Origin of the sequence: Actinoplanes sp. CA-142083 (genome assembly GCF_050942195.1) — a bacterium.
Taxonomy (GTDB): Bacteria; Actinomycetota; Actinomycetes; order Mycobacteriales; family Micromonosporaceae; genus Actinoplanes.
Window position 1 is genome coordinate 5,155,517 of record NZ_CP192076.1, and the last position, 16,130, is coordinate 5,171,646.

Genomic DNA, 16,130 nt, shown 5'->3' on the forward strand with positions numbered 1-16,130 from the left:
CTGAGCCCCACCCGGAGAGAGGGTGGGGTTGAGCACGGCCCCAGACGCGGGGACTGACCAATAGAGTGGGCCCATGAACGACACGCGGTCGATCCTGTCGTACAAGTCCGAGGGCTCGATCCTGAGCCTGTGGTCCAAGGGCTCCATCCTGTCGATCGGCTCCACCGGGTCGACGCTGTCGGTCGGGTCGATCGGGTCCTTCGGCTCGGTCGGGTCGGTGGGGTCGTTCCTCTGTGTGGGGTCGATCCTGTCGGCGATGTCGATCGGGTCGGTTCTCGCGTTCCGCGCCCGGCGGGCGGTCCTCACCACACGTCGCTGAGCGTTCACGCGCGGGCATCATTGGCCTGTTGACGTGCCGCTTCGGCCAAGATCGGGGGAGGCTACGTGGCGGGGGACGCATGGCGGACGACGTGGGTGCCGGTCGAGCGGCGGCTCCTGGGGCTCGACAAGCGGACGCTGCCGCCGGCGCTGGCGGTGGTGCTGCTGTTCGCGATCGCGGTCTGGGCGCTGCCGTGGGTGAACGAGAAAGTGCACGTGGACGACCCGATCGTGGCCGGTGACGTGATCCAGGTCGGGCCGTCGGTCGAGTTCGTGCCGGCGGTCGGATCCAACCTGGTGCACGGGCTGCGGCAGGGTGACGCGGGCGCCACCGGCTATCCGGAGCAGGCCGTCGTGACGTACGAGGGCATCGGTTTCGAAGTGATCGCCGACGCGTATGACGGGACCCCGGCCCAGCTGCTCGAGCAGATCAAGAAGAACGACGAGGGCCTGCGCGACAACGGCGGCCTGCGGGTGACCGGCGACCCGGTGACGATCACCAACGACGCGGGCGACGAAGGGGTGTTCGCCCGCTACGACGGGAACGGCTCGATCGGGGCGATCGCGGCGTTCGTCTTCGACGGCATCGGCGTGGAGGTCGTCACGCAGGGGCCGCCGACGGTGGAGGACGCGGTGCCGCCGGCGGTGGCGGCCATGATCAGGTCGGTGCGGAGGATCCCGTGACGATGCCGGAGCTCACCGCCCGCGAAGCCGCGATCGAGGCCAGCGGCTGGGGCAACAAGGTCTCCTTCTGGCAGCCGCGCAACGCCTGCCTCTGGGTCTACGTGCTGATCGTCGCGTACGGGCTGTGGAACGCGTTCGGCATCGTCAACGGCGAGATCCGCGTCTACGGTCCGGCGCTGGCGGCGAGCACGGTCATCTTCGTCGTCTACGGCGCGCTGTTCTGGTGGTTCACCACCCGCATCGACCGCTACTCCCGGCAGCCGCTGTCGCTGGTCGTCGCCGCGTTCGTCTGGGGCGGCTTCGGCGCGACCTGGACCTTCGCGCTGTCCGGCAACACCGCCCTGATCAGCCTCTACTCCAAGCTGGCAGGGCAGAACTTCTCGCTCGACTGGGGCGCGGGGCTGTCCGCCCCGTTCTTCGAGGAGCTGAGCAAGGGCGCCGGCGTGCTGCTGCTGATGTTCATCGCGCCGCGGGTCATCCGTACGGCCTATGACGGTTTCATCATCGGCGCGTTCGCCGGGCTCGGCTTCGAGATCCTCGAGGACATCTTCTACGCGCTCAACGCCGCGCCCGAGGAATTCGGCTCGCACCAGCTCGAGACCAGCCTCAGCACGGTGGTGCTGCGCCTGGTCACCGGCTTCTCGGCGCACATCCTCTACTCGGCGATCTTCGGCGCCGGCCTGGTCTACCTGATCGGGACCGTCGCCCAGCGACGCCGCATCGGCCGCGGCCTGGCGCTCGTGCTGACCGCGATGCTGCTGCACGGCCTGTGGGACAGCGTCACCGCGATCGCCGACGGCAACGGCACGGTCGTCGCCGCCCTGCTGGCCGGGATCACGCTGCTGGCGTTCGCCGCGGTCATCACGGTCTTCAACCTCACCGTCGGGCCGGAACGGCAGACGATGCGGGCGGTGATGGCGCCCGAGGTGGAGACGGGCGTGCTCACCCCGGACGAGCTGGACGCGCTGAGCGGCGGATGGCGCGCGCGCCGGGCGTACCGGCGAAAAGAACGCGGCCGCAAGGCGCGCCGCCTGCGTCACCACCGCCTCGAGGCCGCGCACGATCTCGCCGACCAGATCGCCGCGTCGGGCGGCCTGGAGACCGAACGGGTCCGCTTCGCCCGGGCGGAGCTGGCCCGGCTCAACGCCGCGAGCGCAGCACCGGCTTGACGTCGAGGATCGGGGTGCCGTCGATGGCCTCGAGCTCCCGCACGTGCACGCGGGCGCCGTCGACGGCGAGCACGCGCACCTCGTGCAGCCCGATCGGGTTGGGGCGGTCGGACGACCGGGTGGCGAAAACGCCGGTCAGCGGCCTGGCCAGGTCGTCGCGCGGGTGCACGGCCACGGTGTCGCGGTCGGCGCGGTCCAGCCAGGTCAGGACCAGCACGTCGGCGCCGGCGGTGAGGCCGTCGAGAGCGGGGGTGAAGGCGTCCTCGAAGACCAGCCACGCGTCGGGGGCGCCCTCGTCGGGCTGCCGCGGCGCCTCGTCCAGAGCGACGAGGGTGGATTCGACGCGCCCCACCGGGCGCAGCGCGAAGTCGGCCATGCGCCATATTAGGCCAGCGACGCGGCCAGTCTCTGCAGCTCGCCGGCGGCGTCGACGAGCACCGGGCCGCCGTGGCCGGGCAGGATCGCTTTGATGTCCATCTTCGCCAGCTTCTTCACCGACTTGGCGGCCCGCACCGGGTCGGTGGTGTATCGCGGGTCGGAGCCGGTCAAGGAACCGGTGTTGGTGCGCAGCGCGTCGCCGGAGACGAGGACCCCGTTCGAAGGGTCGAACACCGAGATGTGCCCGAGCGTGTGCCCCGGCGTGTCGATGATCTGCAGGCCGAACACCTCGTCGCCCTGCTTCACCGGCTTGAGCCCGGCATCTGTGATGATCGAGTCGACGTCCAGGATGCCGGCGTAGAACGACGCCCGCACCACTTTGGACACCTCGGCGAGGCCGCCGACGTGGTCGTCGTGCTGGTGGGTGAGGATCACATGCTTGACGGCGGCCCAGCTCTGCCCGGCCGCCTTGAGCCCCTCCTCGATGGCGGCCTCGGAGCCGGGGGTGCCGAGGTCGACGACGGCGACCTCGTTGCCGCGGACCAGCAGGTAGGCGGAGACGTAGGACAGGTCGACCCGTTTCCAGGCGCCAACCTCCGCGGGGCTGGGCGGCGGGGCGGACGGCGGCGCGGGCGGGGGCTTCGCGGAGTCGCAGCCGCTCAGCACGGCCACGCCCAGGACCCCGGCGCCGGCGGTGAAGAACAGGCCGCGCCGGGTCAGTCTCGCATCGGGCATGCCGCATTCTAGGATCTCTCGATGTTGGTTGATTTCGCGGCGGGCGTCGAGGCCTCGCCACTCGAGGTGGAAGCGGCGGCGGCCCGCGCCGAGCAGGACGGCTACGACGGTTTCGGGGCGGCCGAGAGCAGACACGACGTGTTCACCGCGCTGACCCTCGCGGCCCGGGCCACCCGGACGATCACGCTGCAGTCGGGGATCGCGGTGGCGTTCGCGCGCAACCCGATGAGCATGGCGGTGCTCGCCAACGACCTGCAGCTGATCTCCGAGGGCCGGTTCCAGCTCGGGCTCGGGTCACAGGTGCAGGCGCACATCGAGCGGCGGTTCGCGATGCCGTGGGGCAAGCCGGCGGCGCGGATGGCCGAGTTCGTGGCGGCGGTGCGGGCGATCTGGGAGTGCTGGCGCACGGGGGAGCGGCTCGCGTTCCGCGGCGAGTTCTACCGGCACACGCTGATGACCGACTTCTTCAACCCGGGCCCCAACCCGCACGGCAACCCGCCGATCCTGCTGGCCGCGGTGGGGGAGCGGATGACCGCGGTGGCCGGCAAGGAGGCGGACGGGCTGCTCGTGCACCCGCTGACCAGCCCGGCCTACCTGCGCGAGCGCACCCTGCCGATCCTGCGGGAGGCGCGCGGCGACCTCGACGGCTTCAGCGTGGGGCTGTCCGCGTTCGTGGTGGTGGGCGAGGACGAGAAGGCCCGCTCGCAAGCGGAGCAGGCGGTCAAGGCGCAGATCGCGTTCTACGGCTCGACCCCGGCGTACCGGCCGGTCCTCGAGCTGCACGGCTGGGGCGACCTGGCCGACCAGCTCAACCAGCTGTCCCGCCGGCAGGCGTGGGCCGAGATGGCCGGCCTGATCACCGACGACGTGCTGGACACGTTCGCGGTCACCGGCGACGTGGCGCGCGGGCTGCGCGAGCGCTTCGACGGGCTGATCGACCGGATCTCGTTCTACACGCCGTACGAGGTGGACCCGGGCCTGCTCGGCGAGCTGCGGGCCGGCGTTACAGTTTCGTAATTAAGGGATAAATCTGACATGGGGATCTGAAGCGGTCTCCGGTGTTTCCATGGCGGACGGGTCGATTCACAGCCCCACGACAGTGAATCGACCCGTCCCGCACAGCCTCCGCGCCGAAGCTGGCCGAAGCTCCTGGCCACCGGCAGAAGGCCGGGCCGAAACACATATGTCCGGATTTATCCTTTAAGGTGTCCGCCATGCTTACGGATCGTCCGATTTTCGTGGTCGGGTGTCCCCGCTCGGGGACGACCATGTTGCAGCTCATGCTGCACGCGCACCCGCGGATCGCGCTGCCCCCGGAGAACCGCTTCGTCCTGCCGGCCTACCAGCGCCGCCACGAGTTCGGCGACCTGCGCGACCCCGCCAACCGCCGTGACCTGGCCCGCTGGTTCACCACCACGCCGCAGTTCGGCGACCTCGGCCTCGACGAGCAGCACCTGATCGACACGGTGATCGGCGCGCCGCCCACCCTCGGCTCGGCGATCGGCACCGTCTTCCGCCTCTACGCCGAGCGCTTCGGCAAGCCGCGGTGGGGCGACAAGCGGCCCGCCTACCTGCGGCACCTGCCCGAGCTGCTGCGGCTGTTCCCGGACGCCCAGATCGTCAACATCATGCGCGACGGCCGCGACTGCGTGGCGTCGCTCAAGGAGGCGCCGTGGGCCCCGGCCGACTTCGGCTGCCTGGTCGACTCGTGGGCGCGGGCGGCCGACGCGTCGCTGCGCGCGGCCCGGCGCTACGGGCCGGACACGTATCACCTGGTGCGCTACGAGGACCTGGTCGAGGAGCCGGAGGCGCATCTGCGAGCGCTGTGCCGCTTCCTCGGTGAGGAGTATGACGCGGCCATGGCGCGGCCCCAGGAGGTCGCGGCGGTCGCGGTTCCCGAATACAAAACCTGGCACACGCGTACGCGTCAGAGCGTCACCACCACGCGCGTGTCCAGCTGGCGGCAGCGCCTGAGCGCGGCCGAGATCGAGCGATGCGAAGCGGTGTTCGGGGACCGGCTCGCGCTGTTCGGCTACCAGGGCATGACCGGCGCGGCGCCCACGCCGTCGGACCGGGTGGCGCGGGCGCGCCTGGCCGTGCGGGACCGCCTCGGGCCCATGCGGGGCGTCGCCCGCGACGCGAGCGCCGTGCTGCGGCACCGCCGCCGCGGGCCGGTGGTGCCCGCCCGGCTGACGAGCGGGCAGCTCGCACGCTGACTCAGCCCTCGAACTGATCAGCCGCGCGGCGCGAGCCGTACCATCTGCCGGTGGGTTTCTACGAGACCATCCGGTTCGCGCTGCGCGGCGTGGCGGTCAACAAGCTGCGCTCCGGCCTGACGATGCTCGGCATCCTGATCGGCGTGGCCGCCGTGATCCTGCTGGTCGCGGTCGGCAACGGCTCGGCCAAGGCGATCGGCGACCGCATCTCGGCGCTGGGCACCAACACGCTGACGGTGATGAGCACCAACCGCGGCGCCGCCGGCTCGGGCGGTCTCACCCTCAAGGTCGCCGACGCGCTCGACGACCCGGTGCTCGCGCCCGACGTGAAATCGGTGTCGCCGGTGGTCAGCACGTCCTCGACGATCGCCTACGACGGAGCCTCGCACGACGTGACCTCGTTCGTCGGCACCACCCCGAGCTACTTCACCGCCTCGAACACCCCGGTCGCGAGCGGCTCGGCGTTCAGCGCCGACGACAACACCCAGGGCCGCCGGGTCGTGGTGATCGGGCAGACCGTCGCCGAGGACCTCTTCCCCGGCACCGACCCGGTCGGGCAGCAGGTCACGGTCGGCGGCGCGCTGTTCACAGTGATCGGGGTGCTGGCCGAGAAGAGCTCGGCGAGCGGCTTCCAGGACGCCAACGACGTCGCGATCGCGCCGATCGTCGCGGTCCGGCAGGTGGTGACCGGGTACGGCGCGCTCAGCTCGATCCTGGTCGAGGCGGACAGCTCGAAGATGGTGGGCACGGTCCAGTCGGAGATCGGCGTGATCCTCGACCAGCGGGTGCCGGCGACCTCCAGCGGCAACGCGGGCTACACCATCCGCAGCGCCTCGCAGCTGCTCGAGACCCAGACCGCCACCGCCGACACCTTCACCGCGCTGCTCGGCGCGGTCGCCGCGATCAGCCTGCTCGTCGGCGGCATCGGCATCACCAACATCATGCTGGTGACCGTCACGGAACGCACCAGGGAGATCGGCATCCGCAAGGCGCTCGGCGCGCCCCGGCGTACGATCATGACCCAGTTCTTGATCGAAGCGACGCTGCTGAGTTTCCTCGGCGGCGGGCTGGGCGTGGCGGCCGCCCTGATCGGCGCCCGCTTCACCATCGTCGGCGTCACCCCGGTCGTCGTGCCGAGCTCGGTCGCCCTGGCCCTCGGCGTCTCGATCGTGATCGGCCTGTTCTTCGGCGGGCTGCCGGCCGCCCGCGCCGCCCGCCTCAGCCCGATCGACGCCCTGCGCTACGAATGAGGGTTACTCGGAGATCTCGATGGAGTCCACGCGGTTCGGGTAGAACGCGATGTGCTCCTTGATGCCGGCCACCGCCTCGCGGGGCTCCTTGTACTCCCAGATCGCGTCCACCGACTTCGCGCCGCCGGACGGGATCGAGTAGTAGCTCGCGTCCCCCTTGTACGGGCAGTAGCTGGTGGTCGCGGTCGGCTCGAGCAGCGACGTGTCGACATCCGCCAGCGGGATGTACTGCACCGCCGGATAGGTCGACTCCTGCAGAGTCAGCGCCGCCCGGGTGTCGGCCACGACCTTGCCCGCCACGGTCACGACGACGTGCCCCGGGGTCGGGGTGACGGTGATCGGGTGGTCGGGTCCCGGGTACAGCACGGGCCGTTCAGCCATGACGCCTCCTTGGAAATGTCTTCGGATTCCACGTTACTGTCGATCTCATGCCGGGACCCGCCGAGACAGCCGCCGTCGCGTTAGGCGTCGATCACAAAATTCTGAAGCACGGGCCGGTGAACAGCGTCGCCGAGGCCGCCGCCGCGCAGGGCGTCGAGGTGCGTGACCTGGTCAAGACCATCGTGGTGCGCCGCGCCGCCGGCGACTACGTCTTCGTCCTCGTCCCCGGCGACCGGCAGATCTCCTGGCCCAAGCTGCGCACCCTGCTCGGCGTCAACCGGCTCTCGCTGCCCGACGCCGCCACCGCCAAGGAGGCCACCGGGTACGAGCGCGGCACCATCACCCCGTTCGGCTCGGCCCGAGTGTGGCCGGTGATCGCCGACGAGACGACCCGCGGCCGCACGATCAACCTGGGCGCGGGGGAGCGGGGCGTCGGCCTGCAGGTCGCCGCCGACCAGGCCGTCGGCGCGCTGGGCGGCCAATTCGCGGACGTGACGGAGGCTACATCCGCGTAGCGGGCGGGCGGGGGTTATCTTCATCGTCGTGACGAGCGACGATCCGATTCAGCCCTCCGTACCCCCGTCCGGCACCGGCTGTGTCGAGTGCCTCGGCAGCGGCGGCTGGTGGTTCCACCTGCGCCGCTGCGCGCAGTGCGGGCACATCGGCTGCTGCGACAGCTCACCGGCGCAGCACGCCACCGCGCACTGGAAGGCCACCGGGCACCCGGTCATCCAGTCCTTCGAGCCCGGCGAGGACTGGTTCTGGGACTTCTCGACCGAGCAGGCCGCCAACGGCCCGCGGCTCGCCCCGGCCGACAGCCACCCCGAGGACCAGCCGGCGCCCGGCCCGGCCGGCGCCGTTCCCGGCGACTGGCGCAACCACCTGCACCGATAAGCCCGTTTCGCTAGAGTCGGCACCGGGGAGCCTGCGCAACGGGGGTGTGAGGTGTCGGATCCGATGCTCGACTCGATCACGAGCCGCTCCGACTGGAGCGAGCCGGACAGCGTGCTGAGCACGTACGTGGCCCAGATGGACCGGCTGATCAAGCCGGTCGATCCGGGGGTGCCGCTGAGCCTGACCGTGCACGGCCTGCTGGTCAGCGGCGACCTGATCCCGCAGTGGCAGTGGTTCGCCGAGGTCAGCGAGATGAACGACTACGAGGACGCCTTCTACACCGGCATGGCCGAGCACATGAAGGAGCAGTCCGACCTCGCCCACGACGCGGTGCGGGTGCGCGACGTCGGCGGCGAGGTGACCCACCGCCAGATGAGCGCGCTGCTGGCCCCGACGAAGTACATCCACCTGCGCAACACGCGGATCTACTCGCCGGACAGCAAGCCCGACGAGGTACGCCTGTGGCGCGGCCGGCTCTGCGACGTCTCCGGCTGGACGCCGGGCGGTCCTTCCGGCGCCTGATCCTCGGCGGGCGGCTCCTCCGGCGCGGGCCGGTACTTGTCCGGTGACCACGCGAAGGCGAGCGCCGCGCCGACCAGCGCCAGCAGCATGCCGAAGATGAAGCCGCCCAGGTTCGACGTGATCCACGAGGCGAGCGCCAGCACGGCCGCCAGCAGCGAGTAGAAGATCCGCTGCGCCGGGTTGAAGACCAGCAGGATGCCGAGCAGGCCGAGCACGATCGGCAGCAGGTAGCCGATGAACCCCTGCATGCCGACGTGCACGACGACCGGCAGCGGCGCCTTCACCGTCATGAAGATCTCGAAGCCGCCGAGAAACACCAGCAGCCCGCCCCAGAAGGGACGGGCGTGCCGCCAGCGCCAGAACGCGGACCGAGGCTTCATCAGCAGCCGTCGCTGGTGAACGACATCCGCAGGTGCGGCAGCGTGAAGCGGGCCGCGGTGGTGGCGTAGTTGTTCTGCCGCAGGTTGAGGATGTCGACGGAGTCGGCCTGCTGGCCGAAGACACCCTCGCCGCCCTTGATGATCTCGCCGGTGGCCGGGTCGCGGACCTTGTCGAAGGTGCTGGCGTCCTGACCGACGTTGATCCGCTGGAAGTCGGCGTCGCCGGAGATCAGGTCGGAGTCGACGACCAGGGCCCGGGCCGACACGTTGGTCCCGGCGTCGCCCGCGGTGATCTTCAGGTGGGCGCCGCCGAGCGAGACGCTCTGGCAGAGCTTGGTGAGCTCGGCCTGGTTGATCGCCGACACGATCAGGACCTTCTGCTCGCCCTCGTCGCCGGCGTTGGGGCTGCCCGGGATCATGTTGTCGAGCGTCGCGAACTGCTCGAAGCCCTCGCCGTGCAGCTTGGTCGCGGTGACCGTGAACGGCATGCCGGAGATCGAGAAGTTCGCCGCGAGCACGCCGCTGGCGGTGAGGGCGACCAGCCCGGCGGTCACGGCCCCGGTGAGGGCGAGCATGCCGCCGAAGCGCTTCCAGCGGACGCCGCCGGCGGCGGGGACATTGTCCGGTGTGGTCATCCGTTCCACTCCTTCAATTGTGCGTCGGAAACAATGCGGGAGAATGGCGTTGTAGCTCGGGAACAATGGTCAACAATATGCCGTGCGTCTATGTAGCGGACCGAAGTTACCGCTCGGTATCGAATCGGTCAAGGGGTTCCTAGCAGGGATTTCATGGCGTGAAAGGATTTGTTACCGACGGGTTGACTCTCCCGCGCGGCGGGCATATACATCGACGGCGTTGACTGAGTAATGGCTGACGGAAATTCCGGTGGACGTCCTTGCATCCCCCCGCAGGCGGCCCCACCGGGTGCGTCCCGTCCCCGAAAGACAGGGAGGAACACCCATGCGTGTGCCCAGAACCGTCCCGATCGCGGCCGTCGCGGCCCTGGCGCTGGCCCTGGTGGCCTCGCCGGCCCGGGCCGACGACCCGGCGGCGGTGCTCACCACCGGCGCGGCCGGCACCGCCGGCAGCAACGTGGTCGTCGGCGACGTGCTGAACGCCTCGGTGGCGGCCGGCACCACGGCCGACTTCACCACCGCGTCCGGCGGCACGACCGGCGTCAAGTGCGCCGAGTCCGCCTTCACCGCCACGGTCACCGACAACCCGGCCGCGCCCGGCGTGGCCACCGAGTCGACGACCGGCCACACGTTCGCCTCGTGCACCGCCAACATCTTCGGCGTCACGAAGGTCAACAGCGTGACCGTGAACAACCTGCCGTTCGGCACCACCGTGGACAGCGCCACCGGCGCCGTCACGGTCAGCGGCACCGACACCGCGCCGATCCAGACGACGCTGTCGCTGGGCACCATCCTGGGCTCGGTGACCTGCGTCTACCAGGCGGCCACCGGCTCGATCACCGGCGCCGCGTCCAACACCGACAACTCGATCACCTTCACCGACCAGGCGTTCACCAAGACGTCCGGCCCGATCACCTGCCCGGGCTCCGGGTTCTTCACCGCCACGTACGCGCCGGTGGTGGACACCACGGTCGAGGGCGGCCCGGTGGTCTTCACGAACTGATCCCCCTATGGAAAGCGATCGGGGCGGCTCCCCCCGCCCCGGCCGTGAACCTGCGTTGACAGTGCGTGAGGCCGCCATCAATATGTGTGCATGCCTCTATGGGAGCGCTCCCGAGTAGTCTCCGTCCTCGCCGCCGCGTCCATGCTGACGATCGGCGCCGCCGCACCTGCTCTTGCCGACGAGGTCGAACAGGTCAAGAACGGCGGGTTCGACGGCACCACCGATCCCTTCTGGTCCACCGCCGGCATGCCGATGACCCTCACCGACGGGCAGGCCTGCGTGGATGTCCCCGGCGGCACGACCAACCGCTGGGACGTCGCGATCGGGCAGAACGACCTGCCCCTGGTCGCCGGCGAGTCCTACCGCTTCAGCTTCGACGCGTCCGGGACGGCGGGCCACATCGCCCGCGCGATTGTCGGGCTCGCCGTCAGCCCCTACGACACGTACTTCGAGCAGTCGCCCGTCCTTGGCGACCTCACGCACTACTCGTACACCTTCACCGCGAGCACCGGCACCGCGCAGGGCCAGGTCGCCTTCCAGGTCGGCGGCAGCGCCGACCCCTGGCACTTCTGCCTCGACAACGTCTCGCTGGTGGGCGGCGTGCCGCCCGAGGTGTACGTGCCGGACACCGGCCCCCGCGTGCGGGTCAACCAGGTGGCGTATCTGCCTTCGGGGCCCAAGAACGCCACCGTGGTGACCGAGGCGACGACCCCGCTGCCGTGGGTTTTGAGCGACAAATCGGGCAACGCGGTGGCCAGTGGCGTGTCCACGCCCCGCGGCGTCGACGCCTCGTCCGGGCAGAACGTGCAGACGATCGACTTCAGCCGCTACACCCGCGGCGGAACCGGCTTCACGATCACCGCCGACGGCGAGACCAGCCGGCCCTTCGACATCGGCGCCGACGCGTACCGGGCGCTGCGGGCCGACGCGCTGAAGTTCTACTACACCCAGCGCAGCGGCATCGCCATCGACGGCGCGCTGCGGCCCGGGTACGCCCGCCCCGCCGGGCACGTCGACGTGGCCCCCAACCAGGGCGACGGCAACGTCCCGTGCCAGGCCGGGGTCTGCGACTACACCCTGGACGTCCGCGGCGGCTGGTACGACGCCGGCGACCACGGCAAGTACGTCGTCAACGGCGGGATCACCACCTGGGAGATGCTCAACGAGTACGAGCGCTCCCACGCCGTACGGAAAGTGAATTTGAATATCCCCGAGAGCGCCAACCGTGTGCCGGACATCCTCGACGAGGCCCGCTGGGAGCTGAACTTCCTGCTCAGCATGCAGGTGCCCGCCGGGAAGCCGTATGCCGGCATGGCGCACCACAAGATCCATGACCAGAACTGGACCGGGTTGCCGCTGCTGCCCGACCAGGACCCGCAGCCGCGCGAGCTGCACCCGGTCTCCACGGCCGCGACGCTGAACCTCGCCGCCGTCGCCGCTCAGGCCGCCCGCATCTACTGCACCTTCGATCCGGCGTTCGCGGCGCGTGCCCTCGGTGCGGCCCGCACCGCCTACGCGGCGGCCAAGGCCAACCCCGCGCTCCTTGCTCCCGGTTCCGACGGCAACGGCGGCGGCGCCTACAACGACGACAAGGTCACCGACGAGTTCTACTGGGCAGCCGCCGAGCTGTATCTCACGACCGGGGAGAAGCAGTTCGCCACCGACATCCTCGCGTCGCCTTCGCACACCGCCGACGTGTTCGGCGCCGGCGCCTTCGACTGGGCGTCGACCGCGGCGGCCGGCCGGCTCGACCTGGCGCTGATCCCCAACAAGCTGCCCGGCCTGGCGGCCGTCAAGCAATCGGTGGTCCAGGGGGCGGAGAAATATCTGGCCGTTCAAAAGGCCCACGCGTACGGCGTTCCGTACGCTCCTGCGAACAACATGTGGGACTGGGGCTCCAACAGCATCATCCTCAACAACATGGTGGTGCTGGCCGGGGCGTACTCGCTGACCGGCGCTTCGAAGTACCGCAACGCGGTGCTGACCGGCGTCGACTACGTGCTCGGCCGCAACGCGCTGAACCAGTCGTACGTCACCGGCTACGGCGAGGTGAGCTCGCAGAACGAGCACAGCCGCTGGTACGCCCACCAGCTCGACCCGGCGCTGCCGAACCCGCCGGCCGGCACGCTGTCGGGCGGCGCCAACTCGTCCATCCAGGACCCGTACGCGCAGAGCAAGCTCACCGGGTGCGTGGCCCAGTTCTGCTACATCGACGACATCCAGTCGTGGTCGACGAACGAGGAGGCGATCAACTGGAACGCGGCCCTGTCGTGGGTGTCCGCCTTCGTAGCCGACCAGGCCTGAAAATCGAGTCGCGACATGCCGCCGCCCGTGCCTAGGGTGGCGGCATGTCCGCTTCTCCATCGGCCGACGCTGCCCGTGCCGCCGAGATCCTGGCCCAGTTGTCCGCGCCGCCGCGCCTAGCGACCTTCGCCGAGCTGGTCAGACGCGGCAAGGAGGGCGCGACCCTGGCCGAGCTGGCGTACGCGCTGGACGTTCCGGTCCAGCAGGCGGGGGAGGCGTGCGCCCGCCTCACCGGCGCCGGCCTGGCCACCGGCACCGGAAACGGCGTCTACCGGGCCGACCTCGACGCGGTGCGCCAGGCGGTCCACGCGGTCGACCGCATGCAGCCGGTCACTCCGTTGCTCGCGGAGTACCCGAACTTGCGCGGCTTCTTCGCCCACGGCCGCCTGACCGCGCTGCCGCCGACCATGAGCGACCGCTACCAGCAGATCGGCGAGCTGTTCGCCCGCTTCCTGGCCTTGGACGGCCTGTACAACGAGGACGAGATCAACCGCCGCCTGTCCGCGGTCACCGACGACGTCGCCGGCGTCCGCCGCATGCTCGTCGAGACGGGTTGGCTCGAGCGCGACCGCGCGGGCACGACGTATGGCCCGGCGCGTCCCCTGCCTCAGGCGATCTCATGACTTCGGTAGCGGCGTTCCGTACTGGATGCCCCTGGCGACCAGGTAAGACACTTTCAGACGACTGCGTCTGCTGATCGAGATGCCCCCGATGAAGCGCGGGGATGTTCTGAGATTGACCAACTGCTCGATCACGGGTGTGGCGAGTAACGGTGCCAGGGCATGGAAGATGGTCAGGAAGAACGTCGCGAAGAAGATCACGATGGTGCCCAGAGCGAAGGCGAAGCCCCACGCATCGTCGTTGCCGTTGCTGAGGTTGCTGAATCCGCGGAAGTAGAGCACGGTCGCGGCGACCAGCGCCGGATAGCTCACGATCGCGCGAACGGTGACCTCCCGTCTCACCTCGGCCGGCGGTTTCGTCGCGCGCAGCGCCGCGGAGCGCCACCAGAAGTCGCCGATGTTGGGCGAGCGCCTGTTGGCGGCGATCGTGAGGCAGGCGTCGTAGAAGGACCCGGCCCTGGTCCCGGGCGTGACCATCCACCGGCGGCGGGGCTCGATCCGTGCGACGGCGTCACGGAGCACGGCGTTCGGGGCGGCCTCCGCGAGGGTTTTCGCCACCAGGGTCTTGCGGAGGGCGGCCTCGACGAAGATCTGTGCCCAGCGCTCCACGCGGGCCTCGCTCGTGGCGGCGGACTCCATGGCGAAAGCCAGGAACGCCGGGGTCTCGCAGGCGGTGACCAGGAGCTCGGGGGTGTCGGCGACCAGGTCGACGTTGCAGGCCTCGGCCAGGCGGATCGCCGCTACCGGGTCCTGGCCGGCGTAGGAGGAGAACAGCTGGGTCAGGCGGGCGCGGTCGTCGGCCACCAGCGCGACGAAGAGGTCGTGCATCGAGATCTCGGGAGTCAGCGCAACCTGCATCCGCTCGGACACCATCCGGGCGTCGGCGACGACGGTCTGGTAGAGGTGGAGCCGCCGCAGCCAGGACTCGTCCCAGTCCGACTCGTCGGTGAAGTACTGGTACTCGCCGGTGGCGTACTTCTGCCAGCCCTCGTGGTCGTACTCCTGGGTCTCCAGCAGGCAGCGGCCGTAGAGCTCCAGGTCGCCGAGGTTGAGCACGTCCGACAACGCGGTGTCCATGCGCGAGGGCGGCAGCGTGCCGATCGCGAACGGGATGACCTCCATCAGGCGCGACTGCAGGTTCTCGTCGCCCGAGTCCTGGAACTTGCGCTGGGTGTCCACCAGCGACTCCCAGCCGTCCCGCCGGCCCTTGGTGGCCTCGATCGCGGCGAAGTACTCGCAGAACGTCAGGTGGATGAAGCGGATCGACTCGCCTTCCCGCTCGACCGAGAAGATGCCGGTGTTGATCTCGAGGTCGTCCAGGATCTCCTTGGCCTTCGCCGGGGTCGTCTTGGCGACGCTGGCCGTCACCTTCTGCGCGCGGTCCCAGGCGATGGAGTTGGGTGACTGCCGGACGTCGAGCATGTTCTCGAAGGAGAGCGTGCCGAACAGCGTTTCCCGCTGGCGCCGCTTCGCGACCCGGGCGTCGCGGTCGGAGAGCTGCTTGCTGCGGCGCATGATCAGCAGCTCGTTGACGACCTCCTGGTAGAACTCGGTCCGGGTGTCGGGCAGCGTCACGCTGTCGGACTCGCGGCGGCTGTTGACGTACATCGACAGGATCAGCGGGTTGCTGCACATGTCGCGCAGGCTCGGCCGGTCCGCGAGCTCGTTGTAGATGCGCAGCGCGTCGGGCGCCACCCCGCGCTTGGTGACGAACCACCGGCGGATGAACTCGTAGATGTCGGCCGGGCTGAACCGCTGGATCCACAGGCTCGTCGGGAACTCCTCGGCGAACTCGCGACCCACCCGGTCGTAGAACTGACTGCGCATGGTGAGGACAATCGTGTTCCGGGGGCTCAGCTTCGCCAGCTTGTGCGCCAGCGCGTTGATGACCAGCACCACCCGGGCGTAGTCGGCGCTGATCACCTCGTCGAGCCCATCGAGCAGCAGGAGCAGGCCCAGGTCCTCGGAGCGGGCACAGTGGTCGAAGAAGTCCGCCATCTTGTGTCCCTCGATCTGCGACACCTGGCGCTTCAGCTCGTCGACCGCCCAGTCGCCCCATTTCTCCGCGCTCTGCTTGCGGTTCGGCACCTTCAGGTTCCGCAGCTCCACCAGGATCGGCAGCCGGCTCTTGTGCGGCCGCGCCATGGTGGCCCGGCAGGTGTCGCGCAGAACCATCTTGACCAGCGAGGACTTGCCGGAGCCCGGATCGCCGATGATCAGCAGCCGGGACCCGGCGTCGAGCACCGTGTGGCTCGAGTAGGTGGCGGCCGCGCTGCCGCCGCCCTCCATCGCGAGATCGACGAACAGGTCGTCCACCTTCACCGGGGTGTCGTGCCGGCCGGGCACGATCAGCATCGCGTACTTGTCGTAGGCCATCAGGATGCGGCAGTAGCGCACCGAGTTGACCGCGACGGTGACCCGGCGCCGCGCCTCGCGCATGAACACCCACAGGACGGCGTCGCGCAGCCCGATGCCCTGCCGCTTCACCTTGCGCAGCAGCGACCGCCCGAAGTAGATCAGCAGAGGGCCGATGATCGCGACCGCGACGCCGCCGATGGTGGTGCCGAAGTTCTCTATCAGCTTGCTCATCTCGAAGCCCGGCCCGATCCCGTCAGTCATTCCGCCTGAGTCGGGACATCGT

General features: G+C 69.9%; 18 protein-coding genes. 12 read left to right on the plus strand and 6 right to left on the minus strand.

Translation table 11 applies throughout. The annotated features are described in order from the left end of the window. Positions 1-73 precede the first annotated feature (73 nt). From ACQPZX_RS23545 to ACQPZX_RS23555, 3 genes are all read left to right on the plus strand, one after another. On the plus strand, positions 74-319 hold the full coding sequence (locus tag ACQPZX_RS23545; protein WP_433384293.1) for a hypothetical protein: 246 nt from the start codon (positions 74-76) through the stop codon (positions 317-319). Between the two features lie 65 nt (positions 320-384). Next, positions 385-1,002, plus strand: coding sequence for a hypothetical protein (locus tag ACQPZX_RS23550; protein WP_433384296.1), 618 nt, complete (start codon positions 385-387; stop codon positions 1,000-1,002). 2 nt (positions 1,003-1,004) lie between these two features. Continuing rightward, the gene (locus ACQPZX_RS23555) at positions 1,005-2,171 is read left to right on the plus strand and encodes a PrsW family intramembrane metalloprotease (RefSeq protein WP_433385400.1); all 1,167 of its coding nucleotides are present in this window, start codon (positions 1,005-1,007) and stop codon (positions 2,169-2,171) included. On the opposite strand, the gene tsaA is transcribed toward ACQPZX_RS23555, so the two are convergent. Further along, positions 2,143-2,547, minus strand: coding sequence for a tRNA (N6-threonylcarbamoyladenosine(37)-N6)-methyltransferase TrmO (gene tsaA / locus ACQPZX_RS23560; RefSeq protein WP_433384299.1), 405 nt, complete (start codon positions 2,545-2,547; stop codon positions 2,143-2,145). The genes ACQPZX_RS23555 and tsaA overlap by 29 nt on opposite strands. A gap of 8 nt (positions 2,548-2,555) precedes the next feature. After that, complete coding sequence (locus tag ACQPZX_RS23565) at positions 2,556-3,284, minus strand: MBL fold metallo-hydrolase (RefSeq protein ID WP_433384302.1); 729 nt, start codon at positions 3,282-3,284, stop codon at positions 2,556-2,558. Between the two features lie 21 nt (positions 3,285-3,305). Here ACQPZX_RS23565 and ACQPZX_RS23570 point away from each other — a divergent pair, with 21 nt between their 5' ends. The 3 genes from ACQPZX_RS23570 to ACQPZX_RS23580 all read left to right on the plus strand — a co-directional run bounded on the left by ACQPZX_RS23570 (position 3,306) and on the right by ACQPZX_RS23580 (position 6,750). Beyond that, a complete protein-coding gene (locus ACQPZX_RS23570; RefSeq protein WP_433384305.1) occupies positions 3,306-4,301 on the plus strand; it encodes a TIGR03617 family F420-dependent LLM class oxidoreductase in 996 nt (331 codons plus the stop codon). A 197-nt stretch (positions 4,302-4,498) separates the two neighbouring features. After that, complete coding sequence (locus tag ACQPZX_RS23575; protein ID WP_433384308.1) at positions 4,499-5,500, plus strand: sulfotransferase family protein; 1,002 nt, start codon at positions 4,499-4,501, stop codon at positions 5,498-5,500. 50 nt (positions 5,501-5,550) lie between these two features. Continuing rightward, positions 5,551-6,750, plus strand: coding sequence for an ABC transporter permease (locus ACQPZX_RS23580; protein WP_433384311.1), 1,200 nt, complete (start codon positions 5,551-5,553; stop codon positions 6,748-6,750). A 3-nt stretch (positions 6,751-6,753) separates the two neighbouring features. Here the strand turns inward: ACQPZX_RS23580 and ACQPZX_RS23585 are convergent, their stop codons facing one another. Further along, entirely contained in the window at positions 6,754-7,131 is a 378-nt protein-coding gene (locus ACQPZX_RS23585; RefSeq protein WP_433384314.1) for a DUF427 domain-containing protein, read from the minus strand. A 47-nt stretch (positions 7,132-7,178) separates the two neighbouring features. On the opposite strand from ACQPZX_RS23585, the gene ACQPZX_RS23590 reads away from it, so the two are divergent. The 3 genes from ACQPZX_RS23590 to ACQPZX_RS23600 all read left to right on the plus strand — a co-directional run bounded on the left by ACQPZX_RS23590 (position 7,179) and on the right by ACQPZX_RS23600 (position 8,547). Continuing rightward, a complete protein-coding gene (locus ACQPZX_RS23590) occupies positions 7,179-7,646 on the plus strand; it encodes an aminoacyl-tRNA deacylase (RefSeq protein WP_433384317.1) in 468 nt (155 codons plus the stop codon). A gap of 28 nt (positions 7,647-7,674) precedes the next feature. After that, positions 7,675-8,025, plus strand: coding sequence for a UBP-type zinc finger domain-containing protein (locus tag ACQPZX_RS23595; protein ID WP_433384319.1), 351 nt, complete (start codon positions 7,675-7,677; stop codon positions 8,023-8,025). A gap of 63 nt (positions 8,026-8,088) precedes the next feature. Next, positions 8,089-8,547: a hypothetical protein gene (locus ACQPZX_RS23600; RefSeq protein WP_433384322.1), complete on the plus strand. Its 459-nt coding sequence runs from the start codon at positions 8,089-8,091 to the stop codon at positions 8,545-8,547. On the opposite strand, the gene ACQPZX_RS23605 is transcribed toward ACQPZX_RS23600, so the two are convergent. Together ACQPZX_RS23605 and ACQPZX_RS23610 are read right to left on the minus strand one after the other, a co-directional pair. Then, complete coding sequence (locus tag ACQPZX_RS23605; protein ID WP_433384325.1) at positions 8,451-8,927, minus strand: DUF6114 domain-containing protein; 477 nt, start codon at positions 8,925-8,927, stop codon at positions 8,451-8,453. The two genes, ACQPZX_RS23600 and ACQPZX_RS23605, sit on opposite strands and share 97 nt — an antisense overlap. Continuing rightward, positions 8,927-9,562 (minus strand): DUF6230 family protein, encoded by a 636-nt coding sequence (locus ACQPZX_RS23610; RefSeq protein WP_433384327.1) that lies wholly within the window; start codon positions 9,560-9,562, stop codon positions 8,927-8,929. Before ACQPZX_RS23610 ends, ACQPZX_RS23605 begins: the two co-directional genes overlap by 1 nt. A gap of 325 nt (positions 9,563-9,887) precedes the next feature. Between ACQPZX_RS23610 and ACQPZX_RS23615 the strand changes: the two genes are divergently transcribed. From ACQPZX_RS23615 to ACQPZX_RS23625, 3 genes are all read left to right on the plus strand, one after another. After that, the gene (locus ACQPZX_RS23615; protein ID WP_433384330.1) at positions 9,888-10,565 is read left to right on the plus strand and encodes a Tat pathway signal sequence domain protein; all 678 of its coding nucleotides are present in this window, start codon (positions 9,888-9,890) and stop codon (positions 10,563-10,565) included. A gap of 90 nt (positions 10,566-10,655) precedes the next feature. Next, a complete protein-coding gene (locus tag ACQPZX_RS23620; RefSeq protein ID WP_433384333.1) occupies positions 10,656-12,869 on the plus strand; it encodes a glycoside hydrolase family 9 protein in 2,214 nt (737 codons plus the stop codon). A 44-nt stretch (positions 12,870-12,913) separates the two neighbouring features. Next, a complete protein-coding gene (locus tag ACQPZX_RS23625) occupies positions 12,914-13,492 on the plus strand; it encodes a DUF2087 domain-containing protein (protein ID WP_433384336.1) in 579 nt (192 codons plus the stop codon). Here the strand turns inward: ACQPZX_RS23625 and ACQPZX_RS23630 are convergent. Next, positions 13,487-16,108, minus strand: coding sequence for an NACHT domain-containing protein (locus tag ACQPZX_RS23630; protein ID WP_433384339.1), 2,622 nt, complete (start codon positions 16,106-16,108; stop codon positions 13,487-13,489). The genes ACQPZX_RS23625 and ACQPZX_RS23630 overlap by 6 nt on opposite strands. Between the last annotated feature and the right edge of the window lie 22 nt (positions 16,109-16,130).